This is a genomic window from Streptococcus sp. 27098_8_86 (assembly GCF_041432595.1).
Taxonomy (GTDB): Bacteria; Bacillota; Bacilli; order Lactobacillales; family Streptococcaceae; genus Streptococcus; species Streptococcus pneumoniae_F.
The window spans coordinates 50,893-76,918 of record NZ_JAPVZW010000010.1 but is presented as its reverse complement, the minus strand read 5'-3'; the positions used below and the strand labels follow the sequence as shown (position 1 = coordinate 76,918).

Here is a 26,026-nt window from a genome sequence, read left to right as displayed (position 1 = left end):
AAAAAGTTAAGACATCATTCAAGGATAAAGAAGGAAACGAAATTCCAAACTATCCAACAGAAGATGGCGAACAACGTAAGAAAGATATCCCAGGTTATCGCTTCGTAGAGACTAAGAAACTTCCAAATGGCGACACAGTTCATGTTTATGAAAAAATTATTCCTTCTGTGAAACCAGAACCTGCGAAACCAGCTCCAGCTAAACCAGCTAAGGAATTGCCTAATACTGGTACAGAAGATCACTCTAGCCTAGCAGCTCTTGGACTTCTTGGAGTATTGAGCGGATTTGGTCTTGTGGCACGCAAGAAAAAAGAAGACTAATCTTTTAATCATTAAAGATTAGACAAAGGAATTCAATTTCATAAATGAAAACCCAACTAATCAAACGATTAGTTGGGTTTTTTATGTGGATTATCTACTCTTCCAAGCTTGGTAACGGGTATCAATCAATAATTGAGTGAGGCGCCCCATGGTTTCTCTTTCTTCTGGAGTGAGGGATTGCGCTTTGATAAAGAGATGATGAATGTGTTCAATAGCCTTGAAGGAAGACAGGTCATTGATGGAGCTAATCCCAGCATCTAGAATGGTGCCAAAGAAGAGGTCGAAGTAGAGCTGAAGTTCCTCGTCAGGGACTGTGGCCACCCACTCCTTGAAGGTTGTATCTACCTGTTGACTATCGCTGTTGGTCTTATCCAGTTGGACGAAGTGCTTGTCCTTAATTTGCCAGCTAAAGGTATCGTGCTGGGCGATGCCACCTAAGGCAGTACTGTGAACGATGATTTGGTGAGCTGGAATTTCTAGCATCATACCAATAATGGAACCTTGAGGAATGAAGACCTTGGTTCTATCCATTATCCTTTGATAGCCTTCGGTTTGTGTCAATTCTTGATGGAGGCCAGGTGCATCAAAAGTATAGACTTCTGTAATCTGATATTGCAAGCTTTGCTCAATTTGACTAGCCGCATAGATAGCTAGATTTCCTCCCTTGGAATGGCCAGCCAAAATGACTTTTTGCTTAGGATGGTGGGTAAAAAAGTTCTTTAAATAACGGAGGGCGTGCTTTTGAGCAGGAATTTCCTTCATATAGGTCAGGTGGAAATCTTCCTTCCATCCAATGATACTGTCATCAGTCCCACGAAAGACAATCAGATAAGTATCGAGAGTGAGGCGGTAGATCATAGCCGCAAACTGCTTTTGCAGTTCAGGGTCGATTTCGTTGATAAAATGGGAGAGTTTGCAATTTTTGAAGCGCTTGTGTTGAGCTAGTTCATCTAATAACTGGAGGCGATTTTTACTGGTCAGCATGTTAGGCTCCCTTGGAACCTGAGGTGCCAGGTCTAAAAGTCGCTGAGGACTTGTTGATACCAGATTATCAAAGGGTAGGTAAGTAGCTTCTGTTAAGGCTAGAATGTCTAATTCATTTAAAGGAAGGTCGTAAAAGGAATCGTAAGCGACATCTTTCAGGTAGTCAAAAATATTGGCCATAAGAGCTCCTTTCTTTTTATTTATCTTATCAAATTTCCCTTAAATTGGCTAGTAGGATTGCATCACTTTGTTGGCTAAAAACAAGCTCTTTCAAATTCAGTTTCAGGCCTGCTAGCATGGAAAAATCTGTTATAATAATAGAAAAGGAGGAGCGCATGCACAAGATTTTATTAGTAGAAGATGATCAGGTCATTCGTCAACAGGTCGGTAAAATGCTCTCTGAATGGGGATTTGAAGTGGTCCTGGTAGAAGACTTTATGGAAGTTTTGAGTCTATTTGTTCAGTCGGAGCCTCATCTGGTCCTCATGGATATTGGACTGCCTTTGTTTAATGGCTATCACTGGTGTCAGGAGATTCGCAAGATTTCCAAGGTACCCATCATGTTTCTGTCTTCGAGAGACCAGGCTATGGATATCGTCATGGCGATCAACATGGGCGCGGATGACTTTGTGACCAAGCCTTTTGACCAGCAGGTTCTTTTAGCCAAGGTTCAGGGCTTGTTGCGTCGTTCCTATGAGTTTGGGCGTGACGAGAGTTTACTGGAATACGCCGGTGTGATCCTCAATACCAAATCCATGGATTTACATTATCAAGGCCAAGTCTTGAATTTGACCAAGAACGAATTCCAGATTTTACGAGTTTTGTTTGAGCATGCTGGCAATATCGTAGCGCGCGATGACTTGATGCGGGAGCTTTGGAACAGTGACTTTTTCATTGATGATAATACCCTCTCAGTTAATGTGGCTCGTTTGCGTAAAAAATTGGAAGAACAGGGATTGGTAGGATTTATCGAGACCAAGAAAGGAATAGGGTACGGACTGAAGCATGCTTGATTGGAAACCATTTTTTCTGGCCTATCTGCGCTCCCGTAGTCGTCTGTTTGTCTATCTGCTTTCTTTGACGTTTCTGATCTTACTCTTTCAGTTTTTATTTGCCAGTTTGGGAATTTACTTTCTCTACTTTTTCCTGCTATGTTGCTTTGTAACCATCTTATTTTTCACTTGGGATATATTGGTGGAAATGCAGGTCTATCGTCAGGAACTTCTCTATGGTGAGAGGGAAGCTCAGTCTCCTTTGGAAAGAGCCTTGGCTGAGAAATTAGAAGCGCGTGAGATGGAACTCTATCAGCAGAGGTCAGATTCAGAAAGAAAACTGACGGATTTGCTGGATTACTATACCTTGTGGGTCCATCAGATTAAGACCCCCATTGCAGCCAGTCAACTCTTAGTTGCAGAAGTAGCCGACCGCCAACTGAAGCAGCAATTAGAACAGGAAATTTTCAAGATTGATTCCTATACCAATCTAGTTTTACAGTACCTGCGTTTAGAAAGTTTCCATGATGATTTGGTCTTGAAGCAGGTGCAAATTGAGGACTTGGTCAAGGAAATAATTCGTAAATATGCTCTTTTCTTTATTCAAAAAGGCCTAAATGTCAACCTATATGACCTTGATAAAGAAATTGTGACGGATAAGAAGTGGTTACTAGTGGTCATTGAACAAATTATCTCAAATAGTCTCAAGTACACCAAGGAAGGTGGTCTGGAGATTTATATGGAAGGCCAGGAACTCTGTATCAAGGATACGGGAATCGGGATAAAAAACAGTGATGTCCTCCGAGTCTTTGAACGTGGCTTCTCAGGATATAATGGACGCCTAACTCAGCAGTCATCTGGACTTGGCCTCTATCTATCTAAGAAAATTTCTGAAGAACTGGGGCACCAGATTCGTATCGAGTCTGAGGTTGGAAAAGGAACGATAGTGCGGATTCAGTTTGCTCAAGTAAACTTAGTCCTTGAGTGAGAAGAGACAATGAGTTTTTACCCAATCTCTTTTTGCTATATTTCAGGATATTTGAAGACTGTTTTTTACAAAACCAATAATAGAATTTTTAATACGGAATATAGTATAAATACTGGTTCAAAGTGAAGTTTTGTATGCTTTATACTTTTGTTGAGTATAAAATCTATAAACTAAGGGTGAATTACAAAAATTAATTTGAGATGAAGTGAATTGTAGACTTGGGAAATGTCTCCTATTCGATTTCAGAATGAATCGTTGACACAGGATTAAAAGAACTGCAGCTTTCTTTTTATTTTGAATGAGATAGGTGTATATAGATTTGTGTAACTGGTGTAGAACTGTTTCCAAGAATTTATTGAATGTATCGAATACACACATTCTATTGATTTTGAACCAGTTTTTAATTTCTAAATGTTATAATAGTTTTATCTAGTAAAAGGAGACTGCCATGATTGGAGACAATATAAAATTCTTACGAAAATCATATAATCTGATATAATCAGAATTTTCACGGATTGTGGGTGTGTCACGAAATAGCCTAAATCGTTAGAAAAACTGAAAAAGCTTACTTTCAATAGAAGTATTGGAAATATTCATTTTACATCTATCAAAGAAACATGGGATAGACCTATATTTTACAAAATAGCAAATTATATTTTGAATGATAGTAAAAACTGCAGTACTTGTGTGATTTACAATTATTGCACTCAATGTCCGAGTATCGCACTATCTGAAATAGGGAATAGTAGAGATTGTTCTGCGATATGTAAAAAAACGCATTAGCAAGGAGTATCGTATATGCTACCATATCTTAAAACTATTAGATGGTATCTCTTCTTTAATTTTCTTTTTGGTGTAGTATCGAATATCTGCACAGCTTTGTTACCGTATTTCACGCAGGCATTAATCAAAGGGGATTATCAAGTAGCTCTATATGGTTACTCTATGTCAGTGGCAGGCTATTTGAGTTGTAACTATATCCAAATGATACTTGATTGGAAGCAGGGGATTATCTTTTCGACTACTTTGAAAAATGAGTGGTTTCGTTCACTTCTGGGACTCAGTCACCACGATTTCAAGCAGAAAACAGTAGCAGAGTATATTTCCTATCAATCTAATGACCTAGATTCGTTGGAAAAGGATTACCTTCCTCCATTGATGAGTTTTATCAAACAAATTTTACGTATCATCATTTACGCTTTCATTATTAGCAGAACAATTAATCCTATTGTATCACTGATTTTAATCTTTTCTACTGGAATTAGTATTCAAATTCCTAAAATCGTTGGGAAGTTGACCGCTAATCGTAGACAGGTTTACTTGAAAAAACAAGGAGATTACTATCGAACTTTGGAGGATTTGCTCATGGGACATCATTTGGTAAATAAACTAACTATGTCGCATTTTTTGAATCAACAAAAGAGTTCTCTAAAGAATTTGCAGGATAAGTATTTTAAGTATGGTTTGACAAAAATTACAGGCATCTTATTGACAGGTGTTTCTTTTGAATTCATTAGTCTTGTTCTGTTTATTTATTTAGCCTACTCTCTATCTCACCAGCAACTCGGTATTCCTGAGGTGGTGGCAAGTTTCGGATATATTAATGCTTTTTCTGAACCAATACAGGAAATCCTTTATGATTTACAAATGTTAGAGTCCGTAAAGCCTGTAATCAAGAGTTTTCAAAACATTGTTGGGAGACCCGTTTCAGTTCAAGCACCTCAACATTCTTTTGATACGATTACTTTGAAAAACATTTCCAAACAACTGGGAGAATCAAAATTGATAATTACTTCCGCTACGATTCAAAAAGGGGATAAAATTGCGCTTATTGGTAAGAATGGGTCTGGAAAAAGTAGTCTTCTCAACATTTTAAATGGAACAGATGAAGATTTTGAAGGACAAATTGTGCTAGATGGGCTTGTTTTGGACCATCTTTGGGGAAGATTCGGTATGATTCTGCAACAAGAACATACATTTATTTCAAGTTATGAAAATAATGTAACGCTATTCAATAGTTTCAATGAAAAATTCAGAGAAGAAGATTTTGAAAAAATTCCACCACAATCCCTGTCAGGTGGTCAGCAACAACGAATGTATTTAAATCGTGAGAAAAATCGTAAAAATCCATTGCTTATCCTAGACGAACCTTTCTCTGCCTTGGATACTAATCAGTTTAAAATGGAATTGGAAAGAGTTCTGGAACTACCAAGTGCCGTCATTGTTACTTTACATCGCCAAAACGAATTATTAAGTAAGTTTGACCAAGTTTGGGAAATTAAGAATGGAGAACTTGTAATTTTGAAATAGCTAAATTATAAAGAATAAAACGCATAGTATCAAGGTTCTTCTGATATCGTTTTTCTTCTTCGGATAAGGATACAAAAATTTCTTCCTTTCTCTATCTTTTAAATTAATTGATTTCTTCAGAGAAAGACTGTAAAATTTTTGATATAATGTTAAGAAGGGACTGATTCAAGACAGTCATATCTGGTCTTTCTTCCAGTCATTTTTCAAACAATATCAGTTGATAATCAGCTTAAATCAGATCTATCAGTTTGTCTATCTTTCTCTGATGGAGATCATGTCCTATCTTCACTTTGATTATTGGAAAAAACGGCTCGGTCAGGAGCTAGTATGAATAAGGAGAACAAATGAGACGTTTAAAAATGTTATGGCATATTATACAGGTTACGGGTTTTACTCGGTTTGCTCTGAGTTTTGTGACCTTTGTTTTTGGGTCAGGAGGCGTGCTTTTCCTAGTTGAACCTGCTATCACAAATTACGGAGACGGTCTTTGGTATGCTTTTGTGACTTCGACGACTGTCGGCTACGGGGATCTCCTAGCTGTGACCTTGATTGGAAGGATTACCAGTGTCTTCTTGACGATTTATGGGCTCATATTTTTTGGCTGTTTATCAGCTGTTATTATTAATTATTATACCGATTTAAATAAGGAAAGAGGAGAGGACAAATGACTGCCAATTATTCAACACGGGAATACCGTGAGAAATTATATGATGACCTTCATGTTCGATTGAGAGATACAGTGATTTTGATGTGTGCGATTTTTATTGCCTCTATTGGCCTAAATATGAATTCAACGGCTGTCATTATTGGAGCCATGCTGATTTCCCCTCTTATGACACCGATTGTTGGGCTGGGATTCGGTTTAGCTATTTTTGATACGCGTTTAATCAAGCAATCTCTAGAGGTTTTATTTACCCAAGTATTGGTTAGCTTGCTTGTCTCGGCTCTGTATTTCTGGATTTCTCCCTTATCTTATGAAAGTAGCGAATTGATTGCACGAACCTCTCCAACCATTTGGGATGTTCTTATTGCTATTGCTGGTGGGATAGCAGGTGTAATTGGGTCAAGGAAAAAAGAAGCAAACAATATCGTGCCAGGAGTAGCCATTGCAACAGCTCTGATGCCACCTATCTGTACTGCAGGTTACGGTTTAGCTAATGGAAATGTACGATTTTTATTTGGAGCTCTTTATCTTTTCTTGATCAACTGTGTCTTTATCATGCTAATCAACATTGTTGGAACAAGAATTTTGATGAGAAAATCTCCCTTAAGTTCATTTAAAGAGTTAAATATTAAAATGAGAATTGGATTGATATCCTTGATTGTATTATTGATTCTTCCAGCCAGCTATTCAGCAGTCACTCTGACGATAGACCAAGCGCGAAAAGAAGGAATCAAGCAGTTTGTAGGAAAAGAGTTTGCCAATCATACGGTCATTAATCAAGTCTACAAGTCAAGAAACAATGAGTTGGTCTTGACGGTTGTTGGAGATCCGATTTCAGAAGAAGAATTAGAAACGCTCCACCAAAAACAAGCCTCATACGGTATTCAATCTGTTCAATTGAAAGTCAATCAAGTTCATAATTCGACAAAACTAGACAGTGATTCGACCAAGGAATTTTATGAAACCATTAACAAGTATATCGATCAAAAACTCTCTGAAAAGGATTCACAAAAAGATCTCGTAAAAGAAAATGAAGCAGACAAGGATTGAGGATATTGACCTTATCTAACTCATGAAAGCAAATCTTGTGTGGTGGTTTGGTCAATCACTACTAGCTCGGATTAAATAATACTCTTCGAAAATCAAATTCAAACCACGTCAGCGTCGCCTTACCGTACTCAAGTACAGCTTGCGGCTAGCTTCCTAGTTTGCTTTTTGATTTTCATTGAGTAAAAATATAAAAAGCAACAGCTGTTTCAGTTGTTGCTTTTTAGCTAGCTAGGATTTTATCTCTTATTTCTCAACGCGTGATTTGTTGGCGATATCAGCTAGGATAGCTTGAACAAAATCATCTACTGAGACAGTTTGTGTTTCTTTTTGGCCGTAGCGACGAACGTTGACTGTTCCGTCTTCCATTTCCTTGTCCCCAACGATCAATTGGTAAGGAATCTTGCTGGTTTGTGAAGCACGAATCTTGAACTGCATTTTTTCATTACGTTCATCTACGTCTGCACGAACACCACGGTCACGGAGTTTTTTAGCTACTTCCCATGCGTAGTCCACGTGTTTTTCGTTAGATACTGGGATGAGGGTTACTTGGTGTGGTGCAAGCCATGTTGGGAAGGCACCCTTGTAGTTCTCAATCAAAATAGCTGTGAAGCGTTCCATAGTTGAGATAACCCCACGGTGGATCATAACTGGACGGTGCTCCTCACCATCAGCTCCGATGTATTTAAGATCGAAGCGTTCTGGAAGCAAGAAGTCAAGTTGGATAGTAGAAAGAGTTTCTTCTTTTCCAAGGGCGGTCTTAACTTGGATATCCAATTTTGGTCCGTAGAAGGCTGCTTCACCTTCGGCTTCAAAGTAGTCAACACCCATTTCATCAAGAGCTGCACGAAGCATAGTTTGGGCATTTTCCCACATCTCATCGTTATCAAAGTACTTATGAGTATCTTGAGGGTCACGAAGAGAGAGGCGGAAGCGGTATTCAGTCAAGTTGAAATCTTCATAAACATCGATAATCAACTGAAGGGCACGCTGGAATTCTTCTTGGATTTGTTCTGGAGTCACAAAGAGGTGACCGTCGTTGAGTGACATTTCACGTACACGTTGAAGACCAGTCAAGGAACCAGATTTTTCATAACGGTGCATCATACCGATTTCGGCAATACGGATTGGCAATTCACGGTAAGAGTGAACATGGTGTTTGAAGACTTGGATGTGGTGCGGACAGTTCATTGGACGAAGGACAAATTCTTCCCCGTCACCCATGTCCATAGTTGGGAACATGTCTTCTTGGTAATGATCCCAGTGACCAGAAGTCTTGTAAAGTTCAACAGAAGCAAGTGGTGGAGTGTAGACGTGTTGGTAGCCAGAAGCCAACTCCTTGTCAACGATATAGCGTTCCAACTCACGACGAATAGTCGCACCATTTGGCAACCAGAATGGCAAACCTTGACCAACCTCTTGAGAAATCATGAAGAGATCAAGCTCTTTACCAAGTTTGCGGTGATCACGTTCCTTAGCTTCTTCACGCATTTGAAGGTAGTTTTTCAAGTCTTTCTTGTCAAACCAAGCTGTACCATAGATACGTTGCATCATAGCGTTGTCGCTATTTCCACGCCAGTAAGCACCTGCTACATGGAGAAGGTGGAAGATTTGGATGCGGCCTGTTGATGGGACGTGAGGGCCACGGCAAAGGTCTACATACTCACCTTGACGATAGATAGTCAAACCACCTTCGTCTTCAGAGTGTTCTTCAATCAATTCCAACTTGTAAGGGTCATTTTTGAAGATTTCACGTGCCTCGTCTTTAGTCACCTCTTCGCGAATAGATGGGAAGTTTTCTTTGACGATTTTTTGCATTTCTTCTTCGATACGAGGAAGGTCTTCGTTAGAGATTTGACCAGCTGTGTTGTCAGTATCGTAGTAGAAACCATCTTCGATGGCTGGACCAACTCCCAAGTGAATGTCTGGGAAAAGACGACGAGCTGCTTGGGCGAACAAGTGAGCAGCTGAGTGACGCAAGATTGGAAGGGCATCTTCGTGATCAGGTGTCACAATTTCGATGCTTCCATCTTCAGTGATAGCACGAGTAGTGTCGATGAGTTTGCCGTTGAATTTACCAGCCAAGGCTTTTTTAGCTAGGGAATTGCTGATAGATTGGGCAATTTCAAAAGTTGTAACGCCAGATTCGAATTCACGAACAGCGCCATCTGGGAAAGTAATGTTAATCATGATGTTCTCCTTACTTATATTATTGACGAATGTGTTAACCCTATTCTGAAAACAGGGACAGAGGACTGTGAAAGCTAGAAAAACAAAAAGCGACATCCTCGAAAGGACGTCGCAACGTGGTTCCACCTTCATTTATGTTCCTCAAAAGAGAGGGACACCTCTGATTGGCTCTAACGTGGCCACCGTTTTATGTTTTCATAAAAAACTCAAGAGTAGTATCAGTTTAGGCTTTCTATGCGTTTCCAGCAACCACGCACTCTCTGGTAGAAAGGGACTAAGTGACTTGTCTCTATGGATTATTATAGCATGATTGTGAAAATTTTCAAGATATTTGTAGATTTTTTTGAATTTTCTTCATTGAAAAAGTGCTTGCTATGCTTTGTTAGGAGTAATGTAAAATAATCTTTTTGATAAGTTTTTACCTTGATAAAAGTAGTGTTCTGGATTTAGTAAGAGTGGGTTAAAGGTGACTATTAAACAGTATTTTTTGTTATAATATTAAAAAGATATATAAGAGGAAATGAGGAGAAAGAATGACAAAAATAGCTCTTCTTTCAGATATTCATGGAAATACCACCGCCTTGGAGGCTGTTTTGGCAGATGCTCGGCAGCTAGGAGTGGATGAATACTGGCTTTTGGGAGACATTCTCATGCCAGGGACAGGGCGTAGAAGAATTTTGGACTTGTTGGCTCAACTACCGATTACGGCTAGAGTTTTGGGAAACTGGGAAGACAGTCTTTGGCATGGTGTCCGTAAGGAATTGGATAGTACTCGTCCCAGTCAACGCTATCTCTTGCGCCAGTGCCAGTATGTTTTAGAGGAAATTTCCCTAGAAGAAATTGAACTGCTCCACAATCAACCTCTACAGATTCATCGTCAGTTTGGGGATTTGACGGTAGGAATTAGCCACCATCTTCCTGATAAGAACTGGGGGAGAGAGTTGATTCATACTGGAGCGCAAGAGGATTTTGACCGCTTGGTGACCAATCCACCTTGTGATATCGCTGTATATGGTCATATTCATCAGCAGTTGCTTCGTTACGGGACTGGTGGGCAATTGATTGTCAATCCAGGTTCGATTGGGCAACCTTTCTTTCTAGATACCCATTTGCGGAAGGACTTGCGAGCCCAGTATATGGTTTTGGAGTTCGATGATAAGGGCTTGGTAGATATGGACTTCCGACGGGTAGACTACGATGTGGCAGCTGAATTGCAGTTGGCTAAAGACCTCAAACTTCCCTATTTTGAGGTTTATTATGAAAGTCTGGTCAATGGTATCCACCATACTCATCATCAGGAATTTTTGAGAGAATTGGCCCAGAAAGAGGGCTACGATAGGGAGTTAGATGCCTGGTTGAAAAGTGGTAACGATTGACATTACAACTAAAAAGGGTATAATAATAGAAAAAGAAGAGTAGAGGCAGGGTAGCCTCGTAAAAAGGAGAAGAGGATGCAAATTCCAAGTAGATTTACCATTGCGACTCATATGCTGATAATCATTGCCCTCAAGGGAAAGGAAAGCAAGGTGACCAGTGATTTTCTGGCTGCTAGTGTCGGGGTCAATCCAGTCATTATCAGAAAGACCTTGTCCCAGTTGAAGAAGGCAGAGCTGATTTCAGTAGCGCGTGGAACAGGTGGGACAGAGATTGTCAAGGATCTCAAAGACATTAGTCTATTAGATGTTTATCAGGCTGTTGAGTGTCTGGGTAAGACTGGTCAACTCTTCAGTTTTCATGACAATCCAAATCCAAATTGCCCAGTTGGAGCCCATATTCATGATGTTTTGGATCAAAAATTGGAGAGAATCCAGCTGGCTATGGAGGCAGAGCTTGGTCAGACTAGCTTAGAGCAAGTCGTGGCCGACGCAGAGAGTCAGATGAAGGATTAAGAGGGATAGATGCCTGCAAATGAAACTCAAAACACTGCTAGAAATCTGGCAGTGTTTTTTTGAGATTGCGTAGAAAAAACTCCTGGGATATTCCAGGAGAGTATGAGTGGTTATTTAAACTTGAATCCTTCGTAAATAAGCTCTGTTTTTGGATTTTGTTTCTTAATCTGTTTGGCAAGTGACTTCATCATAGAAAGAGGACCACACATATAGACGCTTGCATGTTCGGGCACTTCTTTTTGTTCAAAATTAAGATAGCCATCTTTCCTACTGTCTACTAGATTGAGTTCAAAATTAGGATTTTTCTGAGCATAGTCACGGAGCAAATCTAGATAAACTGCATTTTTTTCTCCACGGAAGCTATAGTAGAAGTGAATCTGTTTATCTAAAATAGGATGTTCACGGATGTAAGAGATAAAGGGGGTGATCCCAATACCTACAGCAATCCAAACCTGATTTTCTCGTCCTTCATCTATAATCATATGCCCGTAAGCTCTGTCTACGGTTACTTTGCTGCCGACTTGAAGATTGTCATAGATATTCTTGGTATGGTCGCCAGAATTTTTGACAGTAAAGTAAAGAGTTTGGCCGTGACCACCTGAGATAGAAAAGGGATGTGGTGCGCTTTCGAAACCTTCTTGGAAAATCTTTAGGAATGAAAATTGTCCTGATTGATAGTTGAAAGGTCTGCTAAGATGGATTTGAATTTCTCTAGTATCGTGATTTAATCGTTTGAGATTGGTAATTTTCCCTAGATAGGGGAAGGAAATATTTTGATAAAGGCAGATGATATAAAAACCAGCTAGCAAGCCTAAAAGGGCATAGCTACCAACAACAAAACTTAGAAGATTAAATGTGAGGAGGCGATTACCCATCATCATGTAGACATGAAATAGTCCGAAAATATAAGCTAGATAAACCAGACGGTGAATCCATCGCCAAGCTTCGTATTGGATGTATTTGCCTAAATAGGCGACAAAGATGATGCTGACAAAGATATAGATGGCAAGGTTGCCAAACTGAGCAGCTAAGCGAGAGCCCCACAAACCGCCCATACTAAAGTTATGAAAGATTAGTAGGATGATGGAGAGAAAGGCTGTGAATTTGTGGACAGTATAGACCTTCTCCAAACCGTGAAACCAGCTTTCTAGTAGGGGGAGACGAGTGGCGAGGATAAAGGTCAGAGATAGGCTTGTTAAAGCTAGTCCTGGAATCATGAATTGGGGAGAAGTGCTCATCCAAGCAAAAAGAGTCAAGACAAAACTAGCTATGATAAAGAGTAGTCCTTTGATTGATTTCATAGAAAATTCCATTTCATTTAGATTTGATTTGTTGTAAATAAATTTGTTACATTTTATCATAGAAAAAGTATGGTGTCAAATTGAGGTCTATAAATATCTACTATCATAAAAAAACTCTCCAATTTAACTGGAGAGTTGCTGTTTATTCTGCAGCTTGTTGCCAACGTTTTGCTAGCATATGAGATAGGCTCGAAATTGCTAGGTTGAAGCTGAAGTAGATGAGGGCAATCAGGATATAAAGACTAAACACTTGCTCTGGTTCGAAATAACGGCCCATGAGAATTTGGCTGGCTCCAAAGAGTTCTTGTAGGGCGATAACAGAGTAGAGAAGACTGGTATCCTTAATCACGGTTACAAACTGAGAAATGATGGCTGGCAGCATTTTGCGGATTGCTTGTGGGAGAATGATGTGGTAGAGGATTTGGGCTGAGGTAAATCCTTGCGACATTCCTGCTTCGTACTGCCCCTTGTCTACGGCATTGAGACCGCCTCGGATAATCTCAGCTAGGGCTGCTGATGTAAAGAGGGTGAAGGCAGTGATTCCTGCTGGTGTGGATTTCATCTTGAACACTAAAAAGATAGTGAAAATCCAGAGAAGGTTGGGAACATTCCGTACAAATTCGATGTAAATGCTGGAGATGATGCGCAAGACAGGATTTTTGCCATTTCTCATGACGGCTAGCACCGTTCCGATGAGGGTAGAGAGGACGATGGCAATCAGAGAAATATAGAGGGTCAAGCCAAATCCTTTAAAGATAAAGATTAGGTTATCTGGGGTTAAAACTTCTAAAATGGATTCCATAGTAACCTCCTAAAGTGAATAGGCTTTTTTGTTGGCTTGCTCCATCTTGCGACCAAACTGGGCAACAGGGAAGCAAAGAGAAAAGTAGAGAAGGGCAGCGCCTAAAAATGCTGGAATGTAGTTTCCGTTAAGTGCCGACCAAGACTTGGTCACAAACATCAAGTCTACACCAGAAATAATAGCGACTGTGGAGGTATTCTTGATGAGGTTAACAATTTGGTTGGTCAAAGGAGGGAGAATGATACGGAAGGCTTGAGGCAAGATAATCAAGCGCATGGCACTGATATAGGTAAACCCTTGCGACAAGGCGGCCTCCATCTGACCGCTAGGAATAGACTGAATGCCTGAGCGAATTACCTCGGCGATATAGGCGCCGTGATAGAGTCCCACGCAGAGAACAGCCGTCCAATAAATCGGAATCATGATGGTGTGGTCACTGATAAGAGGTAGGCCATAAAAAACAATAACAAACTGCACCAAGAGGGGAGTATTTTGGTAAAACTCGACAAAGATGCGAGCCAAAATTCTCAATATCGGACGTTTACTGGTTGACATGGCTCCGAAGAAGATGCCCAAAACCATGGCTAGGATAAAGGATCCAATCGCTAGGGCAAGAGTAAAGAGGAAACCATTGAAAAATTGTCCAAAATCCTGAAAATAGGCTGTCCAAGATGATAAATCTGTCATGGGGTGTCCTCCTTAATCTGCGGTATGGCTAGATGGTTTCAGCTTGTAACGGTCATAGAGTTTCTGCAAACTGCCATCCTTGCTCCATTTAGTAACCAAGTTATCGAGATAGTCGTTGAGTTCGGTATTTGATTTCTTGGTAACGATACCGTAGTCAGATGGCTTGAAACTATCATCTAGTAGCTCTGTCCGTTTGCTGATGTAGCCAGATAGAATCGAGCGGTCAACGGAAAAGGCATCGATACGATGGGCATGAAGGGAAGTAATCAATTCTGGGTAGGAACCAAGTTCGACGAATTTAAACTTTAGACCTTTCTTTTTACCCAGTTCGGTAATCAGGCGTTGAGTAATGGAACCTTGGGCAATCCCGATGGTTTTGCCGTTTAAGTCCTCAATACTTTTGATTTTGGCAGACTTATTGACCAAAAAGCCAGAAGCGTCCGTGTAGTAAGGGCTGGTGAAGTTGTAGAGTTTTTTGCGTTCGTCTGTGATGGTAAAGGTCGCGATATCCATATCGACTTGTTCATTGTCTAGAAGGGGTCCGCGGGTTTGTGCTGTAACCGGTACATAGCGAACCTTGACCTTGAGCTCATCAGCTACCATCTTGGCCAAGTCAGTTTCGATACCAGAATAGGTCCCTGTCTTGGGATCCTTGTAACCGAAATTGGGAACGTCTTGTTTGACACCAACAACCAGCTCGCCTCTCTTTTGAATGTCTGCGACACTAGTATCAGCCTGAACTGGTTTTGCAGCAGCAAGGCCGAAAAGGCTAATCAATAATGCGGATAAAAAAAATTTCTTTTTCATAGGCGCCTCCTTATTTGACTTTGTCACTTTCGTGGTTGATGATTTTGCTGAGGAATTGTTGGGCACGAGGTTCGCTTGGATTGTCGAAAAAGTCATCGACATCGGTCGTATCTACCAAAACTTCTCCGTCAGCCATAAAGATGATGCGATCAGCAACTTCACGGGCAAAGCCCATTTCATGGGTAACGACAATCATATTCATACCATCGTGGGCCAATTTTTGCATAACTGCCAGAACGTCACCGATGGTTTCAGGGTCTAGGGCAGATGTTGGCTCATCAAAGAGGAGGAGTTCAGGATGCATAGCGAGTCCACGTGCGATGGCAATCCGTTGTTTTTGTCCACCAGATAGCATGGCTGGATAAGAATCTTTCTTGTCCCACATATTTACAAATTCCAGATATTTTTGGGCTGTTTTTTCAGCTTCTTTTTTATCAATTCCTAGAACTTTTATGGGTGCGAGTGTTACGTTTTCTAACACTGTTTTATGCGGATAGAGGTTAAAATGTTGGAAAACCATACCGACTTCCTTGCGAAGAGGTACTAAATCTTTCTGGCTGGCACCAGCAACTTGGTGGCCATTGACTAGGAGACTTCCCTTGTCAACAGCCTCTAAACCATTAATCGTACGGATAAGAGTGGACTTCCCAGAACCAGAAGGGCCTAGGAGTACAACAACTTGCCCTTTTTCAAAACGGAGATTGATGTCGCGGAGTGCATGGTAGTCTCCGTAATATTTTTCGACGTGTTCAAATTCTACTAAAGCCATAAGGAATCTCCTTTGTGTTAGATTTTATAACATGATTCTACACCAAAAGATTTGTCTTGTCAAATCATATCTGAAAAAATTCACTAAAATTTTATAAAAAAGCAATCTGGATAGAGAAAAAGCCTAAATCATGTTATAATGAAGCAATAGAATTCTTAGAAAGAGTGGATGTCTTTTTGATAACACCTACTTATGAATGGCAGTTTGCCCCGCAGGTAGAAGATGCGGATTTTACAAAGATAGCCAAGAAGGCTGGGCTGGGGCCTGAGGTGGCTCGCTTATTATTTGAGAGAGGGATTCAGGACCAAGAAAGTCTGAAGAAGTTTCTAGAACCTTCCTTGGAGGACTTGCACGACCCTTATCTGCTCCATGATATGGACAAGGCAGTAGAACGGATTCGTCAGGCCATTGAAGAAGGGGAAAATATCCTCGTTTACGGTGATTATGATGCGGATGGAATGACTTCGGCTTCGATTGTTAAGGAAAGTTTGGAACAGCTTGGCGCTGAGTGCCGGGTTTATCTGCCCAATCGTTTTACCGACGGTTATGGACCTAATGCCAGTGTTTACAAATATTTTATCGAGCAAGAAGGAATTTCCTTGATTGTGACGGTGGATAATGGGGTTGCGGGTCACGAGGCCATTGAACTGGCCCAGTCTATGGGAGTAGATGTCATTGTGACTGACCACCATTCTATGCCTGAAACCTTACCAGATGCCTATGCTATTGTCCATCCTGAACATCCTGATGCGGACTATCCTTTCAAATATTTGGCTGGTTGCGGAGTGGCTTTCAAGTTGGCTTGTGCCCTGTTAGAAGAAGTGCAAGTGGAATTGCTTGATTTGGTCGCTATTGGTACCATTGCAGATATGGTTAGTTTGACGGATGAGAACCGTATCTTGGTTCAATATGGTCTAGAAATGCTGGGGCATACTCAGCGCATTGGTTTACAAGAAATGCTGGATATGGCTGGGATTGCTGCCAACGAAGTAACAGAAGAAACGGTTGGTTTCCAGATTGCTCCTCGTTTGAATGCCTTGGGTCGCTTGGACGATCCTAATCCTGCCATTGATTTGCTGACTGGATTTGACGACGAGGAAGCTCACGAGATTGCCCTCATGATTCATCAGAAAAACGAAGAGCGCAAGGAAATCGTCCAGTCAATCTATGAAGAAGCCAAGACCATGGTGGATCCTGAGAAGAAGGTTCAGGTCTTGGCCAAGGAAGGCTGGAATCCTGGGGTTCTAGGAATAGTGGCTGGTCGTTTGTTGGAAGAACTAGGGCAGACAGTCATCGTTCTCAATATAGAAGACGGTCGTGCCAAGGGCAGTGCTCGTAGTGTGGAAGCGGTCGATATTTTTGAGGCTCTGGATCCCCATCGAGACCTCTTCATCGCATTTGGTGGCCATGCTGGCGCAGCAGGAATGACGCTGGAAGTGGAGAAACTCTCAGATTTATCTCAGGTTTTGGAAGATTATGTCCGTGAAAAAGGAGCAGATGCTGCTGGCAAGAACAAGTTAAATCTAGATGAAGAACTGGATTTGGAGACACTTAGCTTAGAAACGGTCAAAAGTTTTGAACGTTTAGCTCCCTTTGGAATGGACAATCAGAAACCTGTCTTTTATATCAAGGATTTTCAGGTCGAAAGTGCCCGTACTATGGGGGCAGGTAATGCCCATCTCAAGTTGAAAATTTCCAAAGGTGAGGCGAGTTTTGAAGTGGTGGCCTTCGGACAAGGTAGATGGGCAACAGAATTTGCTCAAACCAAGAATCTAGAGCTGGCAGTCAAATTGTCTGTCAACCAATGGAATGGCCAAACTGCCCTGCAGTTGATGATGGTGGATGCGCGTGTGGAGGGTGTTCAACTCTTTAACATCCGTGGGAAGAATGCAGTCTTGCCAGAAGGGGTTCCAGTCTTAGATTTCTCTGGAGAAGTGCCGGATTTAGCGACTAGTGAAACGGTTGTTGTAAAAACCATTCCTGAGGATATTACTCAGCTGAAGACCATTTTTCAGGAACAGAATTTTTCCGCTGTCTATTTCAAGAATGATATTGATAAGGCCTACTATCTGACAGGTTATGGGACTAGAGAGCAGTTTGCCAAATTGTACAAGACCATCTACCAGTTTCCAGAGTTTGATATTCGCTACAAGCTGAAAGACTTGGCTGCTTATCTCAATATTCAACAAATCTTGCTTGTCAAGATGATTCAAGTATTTGAAGAGCTAGGCTTTGTGACGATCAAAGATGGTGTCATGACAGTGAATAAAGAGGCACCGAAGCGGGAAATCGGAGAAAGTCAGATTTATCAAAATCTTAAACAAACCGTCAAAGACCAAGAAATGATGGCGCTGGGCACTGTGCAAGAAATTTATGACTTTTTAATGGAAAAAGAGTAGGTCGTAGGAAAGAGTTGGGCAACCAGCTCTTTTTTGAAAACAAATCTTCATTTTGAAAATCATTAAAAAAATGGTATAATGGTAGGAAAAGATTCGGCTAAAAGTAGTGCTTTTAGAATAAGAGGGTAAGCAACCCTATAATCAAGATAAATTAAGCTTTCGGAGGCAAAATGAGTAATATCAGTTTAACAACACTTGGTGGTGTACGTGAAAACGGGAAAAATATGTATATCGCTGAAATCGATGGATCTATTTTCGTTTTGGATGCAGGTCTAAAATACCCTGAAAATGAACAACTAGGGGTGGATGTGGTCATTCCCAATATGGACTACCTTTTTGAAAATAGCGATCGTATCGCTGGTGTCTTCTTGACCCACGGTCATGCGGATGCCATTGGTGCTCTGCCTTATCTCTTGGCTGAAGCCAAGGTACCTGTATTTGGTTCTGAGTTGACCATTGAGTTGGCCAAACTCTTTGTCAAAGGAAATGACACAGTTAAGAAATTCAATGATTTCCATGTTATAGATGAGGATACGGAGATAGATTTTGGAGGAACTGTGGTGTCCTTCTTCCGTACGACCCACTCTATTCCAGAAAGTCTGGGTGTGGTCTTGAAGACAGCTGAAGGTAGTATCGTTTATACAGGTGACTTCAAATTTGACCAGACAGCTAGTGAATCCTATGCGACAGACTTTGCTCGTTTAGCAGAAATCGGTCGTGATGGAGTTCTAGCTCTTCTTAGCGATTCAGCCAATGCGGACAGTAATATCCAAGTGGCTAGCGAAAGTGAAGTTGGGGACGAGATCACTCAAACCATTTCGGACTGGGATGGTCGTATCATTGTTGCAGCAGTAGCCAGCAACCTCTCTCGTATCCAGCAGGTGTTTGACGCTGCGGATGCAACAGGTCGTCGTGTGGTCTTGACAGGATTCGATATTGAAAATATCGTCCGTACTGCTATTCGCCTTAAGAAATTGTCTCTAGCTAACGAGAGTCTTTTGATTAAGCCAAAAGATATGTCTCGTTTTGAAGACCATGAGTTGATTATCCTTGAGACAGGTCGTATGGGTGAGCCTATCAACGGTCTTCGCAAGATGTCGATTGGTCGCCATCGTTATGTGGAAATCAAGGATGGTGACCTAGTCTATATCGTAACCACTCCGTCTATCGCCAAAGAGGCGGTCATGGCGCGTGTGGAAAATATGATTTACCAAGCTGGCGGGGTTGTCAAATTGATTACCCAAAGCTTGCGTGTGTCAGGACATGGAAATGCGCGTGACTTGCAGTTGATGATCAATCTCTTGCAGCCTAAGTATCTCTTCCCAATTCAAGGGGAATACCGTGAGTTGGATGCCCATGCTAAGGCTGCTATGGCGGTTGGAATGTTGCCAGAACGCATTTTCATCCCTAAAAAGGGAACCAGCATGGCTTATGAGAATGGAGACTTTGTCCCAGCTGGCGCGGTTTCGGCAGGTGATGTCTTGATTGACGGGAATGCCATTGGTGATGTTGGTAATGTAGTCCTTCGTGATCGTAAGGTCCTTTCAGAGGATGGTATTTTCATCGTAGCAATCACCGTTAACCGTCGTGAGAAGAAAATTGTGGCCAAGGCTCGTGTTCACACGCGTGGATTTGTTTATCTCAAGAAGAGTCGCGATATTCTCCGTGAAAGTTCAGAATTGATTAACCAAACTGTAGAAGACTATCTGCAAGGAGATGACTTTGACTGGGCAGATCTTAAAGGGAAGGTTCGTGATAATTTGACTAAGTATCTCTTTGACCAGACTAAGCGTCGTCCAGCCATTCTACCAGTAGTCATGGAAGCGAAATAATCGTTGAAATAAACAGAGAGAAAGTCGAGTTTCGGCTTTTTCTTATAGAAAAATAGAGGAAAAAATTATGGCAGTAATGAAAATCGAGTATTACTCACAAGTTTTGGATATGGAGTGGGGAGTGAATGTCCTCTATCCTGATGCCAATCGAGTGGAAGAACCAGAGTGTCAAGATATTCCTGTCTTGTACCTTTTGCACGGGATGTCTGGCAATCATAATAGCTGGCTCAAGCGGACCAATGTAGAACGCTTGCTTCGAGGAACCAATCTCATCGTTGTCATGCCCAATACCAGCAACGGTTGGTACACTGATACCCAATATGGTTTTGACTATTACACAGCTCTAGCAGAGGAATTACCACAGGTTCTAAAACGCTTCTTCCCTAACATGACTAGCAAGCGTGAAAAGACCTTTATCGCTGGTCTCTCTATGGGAGGCTATGGCTGTTTCAAATTGGCTCTTGCTACAAATCGTTTTTCTCACGCAGCTAGTTTTTCAGGTGCCCTTAGTTTTCAAGATTTTTCTCCTGAGAGCCAAAATTTGGGAACACCAGCTTATTGGAGGGGTGTGTTTGGAGAAATTAAAGACTGGACAACTAGTCCCTATTCTCTTGAAAGTCTGGCTAAAAAATCGGATAAAAAGACCAAGCTGTGGGCTTGGTGTGGCGAGCAGGATTTCTTGTATGAAGCCAATAATCTAGCAGTGAAAAATCTTAAAGGGCTGGGCTTTGATGTGACCTATAGCCATAGCGCTGGAACCCATGAGTGGTACTACTGGGAAAAACAATTGGAACGGTTTCTAGCAACTCTGCCAATCGATTTCAAATTGGAAGAGAGATTGTCATAATTTAGCTTTCTTTCAGCTTGTTTTAGTAAAATAGCTTTTATTTTCTAGAAAGGTGGAGGGACATGCGCTGGATTTTTCGTTTGATAGGGGCTTTCTTTTCTTTTGTGTGGCGTTTGTTTTGGCGTCTAGTTTGGATAGTTTTTCTTTTGTGTGCTTTTGCTTTTGGACTTCTCTGGTATCTGAACGGTGATTTTCAAGGAGCGCTAAAGCAAGCAGAGCGGTCAGTAAAAATTGGTCAACAAAGTATCGACCAATGGGAAAAAACAGGGCAACTGCCTAAGTTGAACCAGACAGATAGCCACCAACACTCTGAAGGAAGGTGGCCGCAGGCTTCTGCTCGTATTTATCTAGATCCCCAGATGGATTCACGCTTTCAAGAGGCGTATTTAGAAGCAATCCAGAATTGGAATCAAACGGGTGCTTTTCATTTTGAACTCGTGACTGAGTCCAGCAAGGCAGATATCTTGGCTACGGAGATGAATGACGGAGGCACTCCTGTGGCAGGAGAGGCAGAAAGTCAGACCAATCTATTAACGGGGCAATTCTTGTCTGTAACGGTACGGTTGAATCATTATTATCTGTCCAATCCTAACTATGGCTATTCCTATGAGCGTATTGTCCATACGGCAGAACATGAGTTGGGTCATGCAATTGGCTTGGAGCATACAGATGAGAAGTCTGTCATGCAACCTGCGGGTTCCTTTTATGGTATCCAGGAAGAGGATGTTGCAAACCTCCGAAAAATATATGAGACCAATGAGTAGGGGACTATTTTTCCCTACTTTTTTGCTATAATGGAACTATGAATAACTTGATTAAATCAAAACTAGAGCTCTTGCCGACCAGCCCTGGTTGCTACATTCACAAGGATAAAAACGGCACCATTATCTATGTAGGAAAGGCTAAAAATCTGCGTAACCGCGTGCGGTCTTATTTCCGTGGAAGTCATGATACTAAGACAGAGGCTCTGGTGTCTGAAATTGTGGATTTTGAATTTATCGTTACTGAGTCTAATATTGAGGCACTTCTCCTAGAAATTAATCTGATCAAGGAAAATAAGCCTAAATACAATATCATGCTCAAGGATGACAAGTCTTATCCTTTCATCAAAATCACTAATGAGCACTATCCTCGTTTGATTATTACCCGTCAGGTCAAAAAGGACGGAGGTCTTTATTTCGGTCCCTATCCAGATGTGGGGGCAGCCAATGAAATCAAGCGGCTGCTGGATCGGATTTTCCCTTTTCGGAAATGTACGAATCCACCGTCTAAGGTCTGTTTTTACTACCATATCGGTCAATGTATGGCCCACACAATCTGTAAGAAGGATGAGGCCTATTTCAAGTCTATGGCTCAGGAGGTTTCCGATTTTCTAAAAGGGCAGGATGACAAAATCATTGATGACCTAAAGGGCAAAATGGCAGCGGCAGCCCAGGCTATGGAGTTTGAACGTGCGGCAGAATACCGTGACCTAATTCAGGCTATTGGAACGCTTCGAACCAAGCAACGGGTCATGGCTAAGGATCTCCAAAATCGGGATGTCTTTGGCTATTATGTGGACAAGGGCTGGATGTGTGTGCAGGTTTTCTTTGTCCGTCAGGGCAAGCTCATTGAGCGGGATGTCAATCTATTCCCCTACTACAATGATCCGGACGAGGACTTCTTAACCTATGTGGGACAATTCTATCAAGAAAAATCTCACCTAGTTCCTAATGAGGTGCTGATTCCGCAGGATATTGATGAAGAAGCCGTCGAGGCCTTAGTGGATACTAAGATTCTCAAACCCCAGCGTGGAGAGAAGAAACAACTGGTCAATCTAGCCATAAAAAATGCTCGTGTTAGTCTGGAGCAGAAGTTCAATCTGCTAGAAAAATCTGTCGAAAAGACACAAGGAGCTATTGAAAATCTAGGACGCTTGCTCCAAATTCCGACCCCAGTCCGTATCGAATCTTTCGATAACTCCAACATCATGGGAACCAGTCCTGTTTCAGCCATGGTGGTCTTTGTTAACGGTAAACCGAGTAAGAAGGATTACCGTAAGTACAAGATAAAAACCGTTGTTGGACCGGACGATTATGCCAGCATGAGAGAAGTCGTTCGCAGGCGTTATGGTCGAGTACAGCGTGACGGTTTGACTCCTCCAGATTTGATTGTCATCGATGGGGGACAAGGTCAGGTCAATATCGCCAAGCAAGTCATCCAAGAAGAGCTGGGTTTGGATATCCCCATTGCAGGTCTGCAAAAGAATGATAAGCACCAAACCCATGAATTGCTCTTTGGAGATCCGCTTGAGGTGGTGGAGTTGTCTCGTAATTCTCAGGAATTTTTCCTCCTCCAACGCATTCAGGATGAGGTGCACCGCTTTGCCATTACTTTCCACCGCCAACTGCGCTCCAAAAATTCCTTTTCATCACAATTGGATGGCATTGACGGCCTGGGACCTAAACGCAAGCAAAATCTCATGAAGCATTTCAAGTCTCTGACAAAAATCAAGGAATCCAGTGTGGATGAGATTGTCGAAGTTGGAGTACCAAGAGCAGTAGCAGAGGCTGTGCAAAGAAAGTTGAACCCGCAGGAAGAAGAGAAATTAGCTCAAGTGGCGGAACAAGGAATAATAGAATGGAGAGAAAATGAGTAAAATAAGTAAAATAAGCAATAAAATATTAGGGACAGTATATGTAATTTCTTATCTCTGCCTTCTTTATTGTCTGTGGATTTGGAATGGACCAATTTTTCTTTTTTTGACGGTTATCTTATTTGGTTTTCCCTTGTTGATAATAGCCCTTCCTTTGTTAGGTTTATGGATATTTACAAAATTGAAATCCCAGATTTTAATTGGTTATATATCGAGTTTATTGAACAGCTATTATCTGTATTTGGTACTTAAAAATTTTCATTTAGAACGAATTACAGATACAGCAGGCCATAAAATTGCTTTATCGTCCGGGCTATCTGTTGCAATTATCATTTTTGATGTGATACTTTTATCAGTTGCTACCTTAGGTTTTTATAAAAATTATATTTTGGTTTTTAAAAAAGAATAATTTGGACCAAGAGATACTATGAAAAATCCCTGCAAGCTCTTTCAAATTATGGTAGAATGGAAGCAGTAGAATTAGAAAAGGAAATCGATTATGAAATTTCTTGAATTAAATAAAAAACGTCATGCAACTAAGCATTTCACTGATAAGCCAGTTGATCCAAAAGATGTGCGTACGGCTATCGAAATTGCAACCTTGGCACCAAGTGCCCACAACAGCCAGCCTTGGAAATTTGTGGTAGTACGTGAGAAAAATGCTGAACTAGCAAAATTGGCTTACGGTTCAAACTTTGAGCAGGTATCATCAGCGCCCGTAACTATTGCCTTGTTTACAGATACAGATTTGGCTAAACGTGCTCGTAAGATTGCCCGAGTTGGTGGTGCTAACAATTTCTCAGAAGAACAACTACAATACTTCATGAAGAATTTACCTGCGGAATTTGCACGTTACAATGAACAACAAGTCAGTGACTACCTAGCCCTCAATGCAGGTTTGGTTGCTATGAACTTGGTTCTTGCTCTTACAGACCAAGGAATCGGGTCAAATCTGATTCTTGGTTTTGACAAATCAAAAATCAATGAAGTTTTGGACATCGAAGACCGTTTCCGCCCAGAACTCTTGATTACAGTGGGTTATACAGACGAAAAATTGGAACCAAGCTACCGCTTGCCAGTAGATGAAATCATCGAGAAAAGATAGAAAGAAGAAAGAAATGACAACAATTGATTTTACAGCAGAAGTAGAAAAACGCAAAGAAGACCTCTTGGCTGACTTGTTTAGCCTTTTGGAAATCAACTCAGAACGAGATGATAGCAAGGTTGATGCTGAGCATCCATTTGGGCCTGGTCCAGTAAAAGCCTTGGAGAAATTCCTTGAAATCGCAGACCGTGATGGCTACCCAACTAAGAATGTTGATAACTACGCAGGACATTTTGAGTTTGGTGATGGAGAAGAAGTTCTCGGAATCTTTGCTCATATGGATGTGGTGCCTGCTGGTAGCGGTTGGGACACAGATCCTTACACACCAACTATCAAAGATGGTCGTCTTTATGCGCGTGGTTCTTCTGATGACAAGGGACCTACAACAGCTTGTTACTATGGTTTGAAAATCATCAAAGAATTGGGCCTTCCAACTTCTAAGAAAGTTCGTTTCATCGTTGGAACAGACGAAGAATCAGGCTGGGCAGACATGGACTACTACTTCGAGCACGTAGGACTTGCCAAGCCAGACTTTGGCTTCTCTCCAGACGCTGAGTTCCCTATCATCAATGGTGAAAAAGGAAACATCACAGAATACCTCCACTTTGCAGGAGAAAATACAGGTGCAGCCCGTCTTCACAGCTTTACAGGTGGTTTACGTGAAAACATGGTGCCTGAATCAGCGACAGCAGTCGTTTCAGGTGGTTTGGCTGACTTGCAAGCTAAACTAAATGCCTTTGTTGCAGAACACAAACTCAGAGGAGAACTCCAAGAAGAAGCTGGCCAATACAAGGTGACGATCATTGGTAAATCAGCCCACGGTGCTATGCCTGCTTCAGGCATCAATGGTGCGACTTACCTAGCCCTATTCCTTAGCCAGTTTGACTTTGCTGGTCCAGCCAAAGACTACCTTGACATCGCTGGTAAAATTCTCTTGAACGACCACGAGGGGGAAAATCTCAAGATTGCCCATGTGGATGAAAAGATGGGTGCCCTTTCTATGAATGCCGGCGTCTTCCGCTTTGATGAAACAAGCGCTGATAATACCATTGCCCTTAATATCCGCTATCCAAAAGGAACAAGTCCAGAGCAAATCAAGTCAATCCTTGAAAACTTGCCAGTTGTTTCTGTTAGCCTTTCTGAACATGGACATACGCCTCACTACGTGCCAATGGAAGATCCACTTGTGCAAACCTTGTTGAATGTTTATGAAAAACAAACAGGCCTTAAAGGTCACGAGCAAGTCATCGGTGGTGGAACCTTTGGTCGTTTGCTCGAACGTGGAGTTGCCTACGGTGCTATGTTCCCAGACTCGATTGATACCATGCACCAAGCCAATGAATTTATCGCCTTGGATGATCTCTTCCGAGCAGCAGCAATTTATGCCGAAGCTATTTATGAATTGATCAAATAAAACGATAGAAGTCTGAGATCTTATGCTTAGACTTCTTTTTGGAG

Annotated in this window: 23 protein-coding genes and 1 pseudogene; 16 read left to right on the top strand and 8 right to left on the bottom strand. The window is 41.5% G+C overall.

The annotated features are described in order from the left end of the window. Nucleotides 1-320, top strand: a 320-nt coding sequence (locus O3616_RS08970) for an LPXTG cell wall anchor domain-containing protein (RefSeq protein WP_371638672.1), incomplete at its 5' end; no start/stop codon positions are given. A 90-nt stretch (nucleotides 321-410) separates the two neighbouring features. Here O3616_RS08970 and O3616_RS08965 read toward each other — a convergent pair. After that, nucleotides 411-1,484 carry a DUF2974 domain-containing protein gene (locus O3616_RS08965; protein WP_371638671.1) on the bottom strand — a complete coding sequence of 358 codons (1,074 nt, stop codon included), beginning with the start codon at nucleotides 1,482-1,484 and terminating at the stop codon, nucleotides 411-413. Between the two features lie 155 nt (nucleotides 1,485-1,639). Between O3616_RS08965 and O3616_RS08960 the strand changes: the two genes are divergently transcribed. The 5 genes from O3616_RS08960 to O3616_RS08940 all read left to right on the top strand — a co-directional run bounded on the left by O3616_RS08960 (nucleotide 1,640) and on the right by O3616_RS08940 (nucleotide 7,308). Then, complete coding sequence (locus tag O3616_RS08960; RefSeq protein WP_000548991.1) at nucleotides 1,640-2,317, top strand: response regulator transcription factor; 678 nt, start codon at nucleotides 1,640-1,642, stop codon at nucleotides 2,315-2,317. Then, on the top strand, nucleotides 2,310-3,284 hold the full coding sequence (locus O3616_RS08955; RefSeq protein WP_371638670.1) for a HAMP domain-containing histidine kinase: 975 nt from the start codon (nucleotides 2,310-2,312) through the stop codon (nucleotides 3,282-3,284). Before O3616_RS08960 ends, O3616_RS08955 begins: the two co-directional genes overlap by 8 nt. Nucleotides 3,285-4,082: 798 nt before the next feature. Then, a complete protein-coding gene (locus O3616_RS08950) occupies nucleotides 4,083-5,594 on the top strand; it encodes an ABC transporter ATP-binding protein (protein WP_004242726.1) in 1,512 nt (503 codons plus the stop codon). A 344-nt stretch (nucleotides 5,595-5,938) separates the two neighbouring features. After that, complete coding sequence (locus O3616_RS08945) at nucleotides 5,939-6,262, top strand: potassium channel family protein (protein ID WP_001253404.1); 324 nt, start codon at nucleotides 5,939-5,941, stop codon at nucleotides 6,260-6,262. Beyond that, nucleotides 6,259-7,308: a DUF389 domain-containing protein gene (locus O3616_RS08940; RefSeq protein ID WP_371638669.1), complete on the top strand. Its 1,050-nt coding sequence runs from the start codon at nucleotides 6,259-6,261 to the stop codon at nucleotides 7,306-7,308. The genes O3616_RS08945 and O3616_RS08940 overlap by 4 nt, the downstream gene beginning before the upstream one ends. A gap of 243 nt (nucleotides 7,309-7,551) precedes the next feature. Here O3616_RS08940 and thrS read toward each other — a convergent pair whose 3' ends face one another. Then, nucleotides 7,552-9,495, bottom strand: a complete 1,944-nt coding sequence (thrS, locus tag O3616_RS08935; RefSeq protein ID WP_023945494.1) for a threonine--tRNA ligase — start codon at nucleotides 9,493-9,495, stop codon at nucleotides 7,552-7,554. Nucleotides 9,496-9,535: 40 nt separating this feature from the next. Then, nucleotides 9,536-9,744: pseudogene (locus O3616_RS08930) on the bottom strand (hypothetical protein). Between the two features lie 284 nt (nucleotides 9,745-10,028). On the opposite strand from O3616_RS08930, the gene O3616_RS08925 reads away from it, so the two are divergent. Then, a complete protein-coding gene (locus O3616_RS08925) occupies nucleotides 10,029-10,871 on the top strand; it encodes a metallophosphoesterase (protein ID WP_371638668.1) in 843 nt (280 codons plus the stop codon). A gap of 75 nt (nucleotides 10,872-10,946) precedes the next feature. Then, nucleotides 10,947-11,384 carry an Rrf2 family transcriptional regulator gene (locus O3616_RS08920; RefSeq protein WP_001166795.1) on the top strand — a complete coding sequence of 146 codons (438 nt, stop codon included), beginning with the start codon at nucleotides 10,947-10,949 and terminating at the stop codon, nucleotides 11,382-11,384. 110 nt (nucleotides 11,385-11,494) lie between these two features. On the opposite strand, the gene O3616_RS08915 is transcribed toward O3616_RS08920, so the two are convergent. The 5 genes from O3616_RS08915 to O3616_RS08895 all read right to left on the bottom strand — a co-directional run bounded on the left by O3616_RS08915 (nucleotide 11,495) and on the right by O3616_RS08895 (nucleotide 15,750). Then, nucleotides 11,495-12,685, bottom strand: a complete 1,191-nt coding sequence (locus O3616_RS08915; protein WP_371638667.1) for an oxidoreductase — start codon at nucleotides 12,683-12,685, stop codon at nucleotides 11,495-11,497. 142 nt (nucleotides 12,686-12,827) lie between these two features. Beyond that, the gene (locus O3616_RS08910) at nucleotides 12,828-13,487 is read right to left on the bottom strand and encodes an amino acid ABC transporter permease (RefSeq protein ID WP_033689194.1); all 660 of its coding nucleotides are present in this window, start codon (nucleotides 13,485-13,487) and stop codon (nucleotides 12,828-12,830) included. A 9-nt stretch (nucleotides 13,488-13,496) separates the two neighbouring features. Next, nucleotides 13,497-14,174: an amino acid ABC transporter permease gene (locus tag O3616_RS08905; protein ID WP_000131145.1), complete on the bottom strand. Its 678-nt coding sequence runs from the start codon at nucleotides 14,172-14,174 to the stop codon at nucleotides 13,497-13,499. A gap of 12 nt (nucleotides 14,175-14,186) precedes the next feature. Beyond that, a complete protein-coding gene (locus tag O3616_RS08900; protein ID WP_371638666.1) occupies nucleotides 14,187-14,981 on the bottom strand; it encodes a transporter substrate-binding domain-containing protein in 795 nt (264 codons plus the stop codon). Between the two features lie 10 nt (nucleotides 14,982-14,991). Continuing rightward, nucleotides 14,992-15,750 (bottom strand): amino acid ABC transporter ATP-binding protein, encoded by a 759-nt coding sequence (locus O3616_RS08895; protein WP_001229569.1) that lies wholly within the window; start codon nucleotides 15,748-15,750, stop codon nucleotides 14,992-14,994. A gap of 176 nt (nucleotides 15,751-15,926) precedes the next feature. On the opposite strand from O3616_RS08895, the gene recJ reads away from it, so the two are divergent. The 8 genes from recJ (at nucleotide 15,927) to pepV (ending at nucleotide 25,982) form a co-directional block, all read left to right on the top strand. Further along, the gene (gene recJ, locus O3616_RS08890) at nucleotides 15,927-18,149 is read left to right on the top strand and encodes a single-stranded-DNA-specific exonuclease RecJ (RefSeq protein WP_371638665.1); all 2,223 of its coding nucleotides are present in this window, start codon (nucleotides 15,927-15,929) and stop codon (nucleotides 18,147-18,149) included. Between the two features lie 170 nt (nucleotides 18,150-18,319). After that, nucleotides 18,320-19,981, top strand: coding sequence for a ribonuclease J (locus tag O3616_RS08885; RefSeq protein ID WP_000065614.1), 1,662 nt, complete (start codon nucleotides 18,320-18,322; stop codon nucleotides 19,979-19,981). 67 nt (nucleotides 19,982-20,048) lie between these two features. Further along, nucleotides 20,049-20,828, top strand: coding sequence for an alpha/beta hydrolase (locus O3616_RS08880; protein ID WP_371638664.1), 780 nt, complete (start codon nucleotides 20,049-20,051; stop codon nucleotides 20,826-20,828). 62 nt (nucleotides 20,829-20,890) lie between these two features. Continuing rightward, nucleotides 20,891-21,592: a M57 family metalloprotease gene (locus O3616_RS08875; RefSeq protein WP_125852140.1), complete on the top strand. Its 702-nt coding sequence runs from the start codon at nucleotides 20,891-20,893 to the stop codon at nucleotides 21,590-21,592. A 38-nt stretch (nucleotides 21,593-21,630) separates the two neighbouring features. Continuing rightward, nucleotides 21,631-23,466 (top strand): excinuclease ABC subunit UvrC, encoded by a 1,836-nt coding sequence (gene uvrC / locus O3616_RS08870; RefSeq protein ID WP_371638663.1) that lies wholly within the window; start codon nucleotides 21,631-21,633, stop codon nucleotides 23,464-23,466. Next, nucleotides 23,459-23,872 carry a hypothetical protein gene (locus tag O3616_RS08865; protein ID WP_236253685.1) on the top strand — a complete coding sequence of 138 codons (414 nt, stop codon included), beginning with the start codon at nucleotides 23,459-23,461 and terminating at the stop codon, nucleotides 23,870-23,872. The genes uvrC and O3616_RS08865 overlap by 8 nt, the downstream gene beginning before the upstream one ends. 90 nt (nucleotides 23,873-23,962) lie before the next feature. Beyond that, nucleotides 23,963-24,568 (top strand): nitroreductase family protein, encoded by a 606-nt coding sequence (locus tag O3616_RS08860; protein ID WP_084863006.1) that lies wholly within the window; start codon nucleotides 23,963-23,965, stop codon nucleotides 24,566-24,568. Nucleotides 24,569-24,581: 13 nt separating this feature from the next. Next, complete coding sequence (gene pepV / locus O3616_RS08855) at nucleotides 24,582-25,982, top strand: dipeptidase PepV (protein WP_371638662.1); 1,401 nt, start codon at nucleotides 24,582-24,584, stop codon at nucleotides 25,980-25,982. Nucleotides 25,983-26,026: the final 44 nt, after the last annotated feature.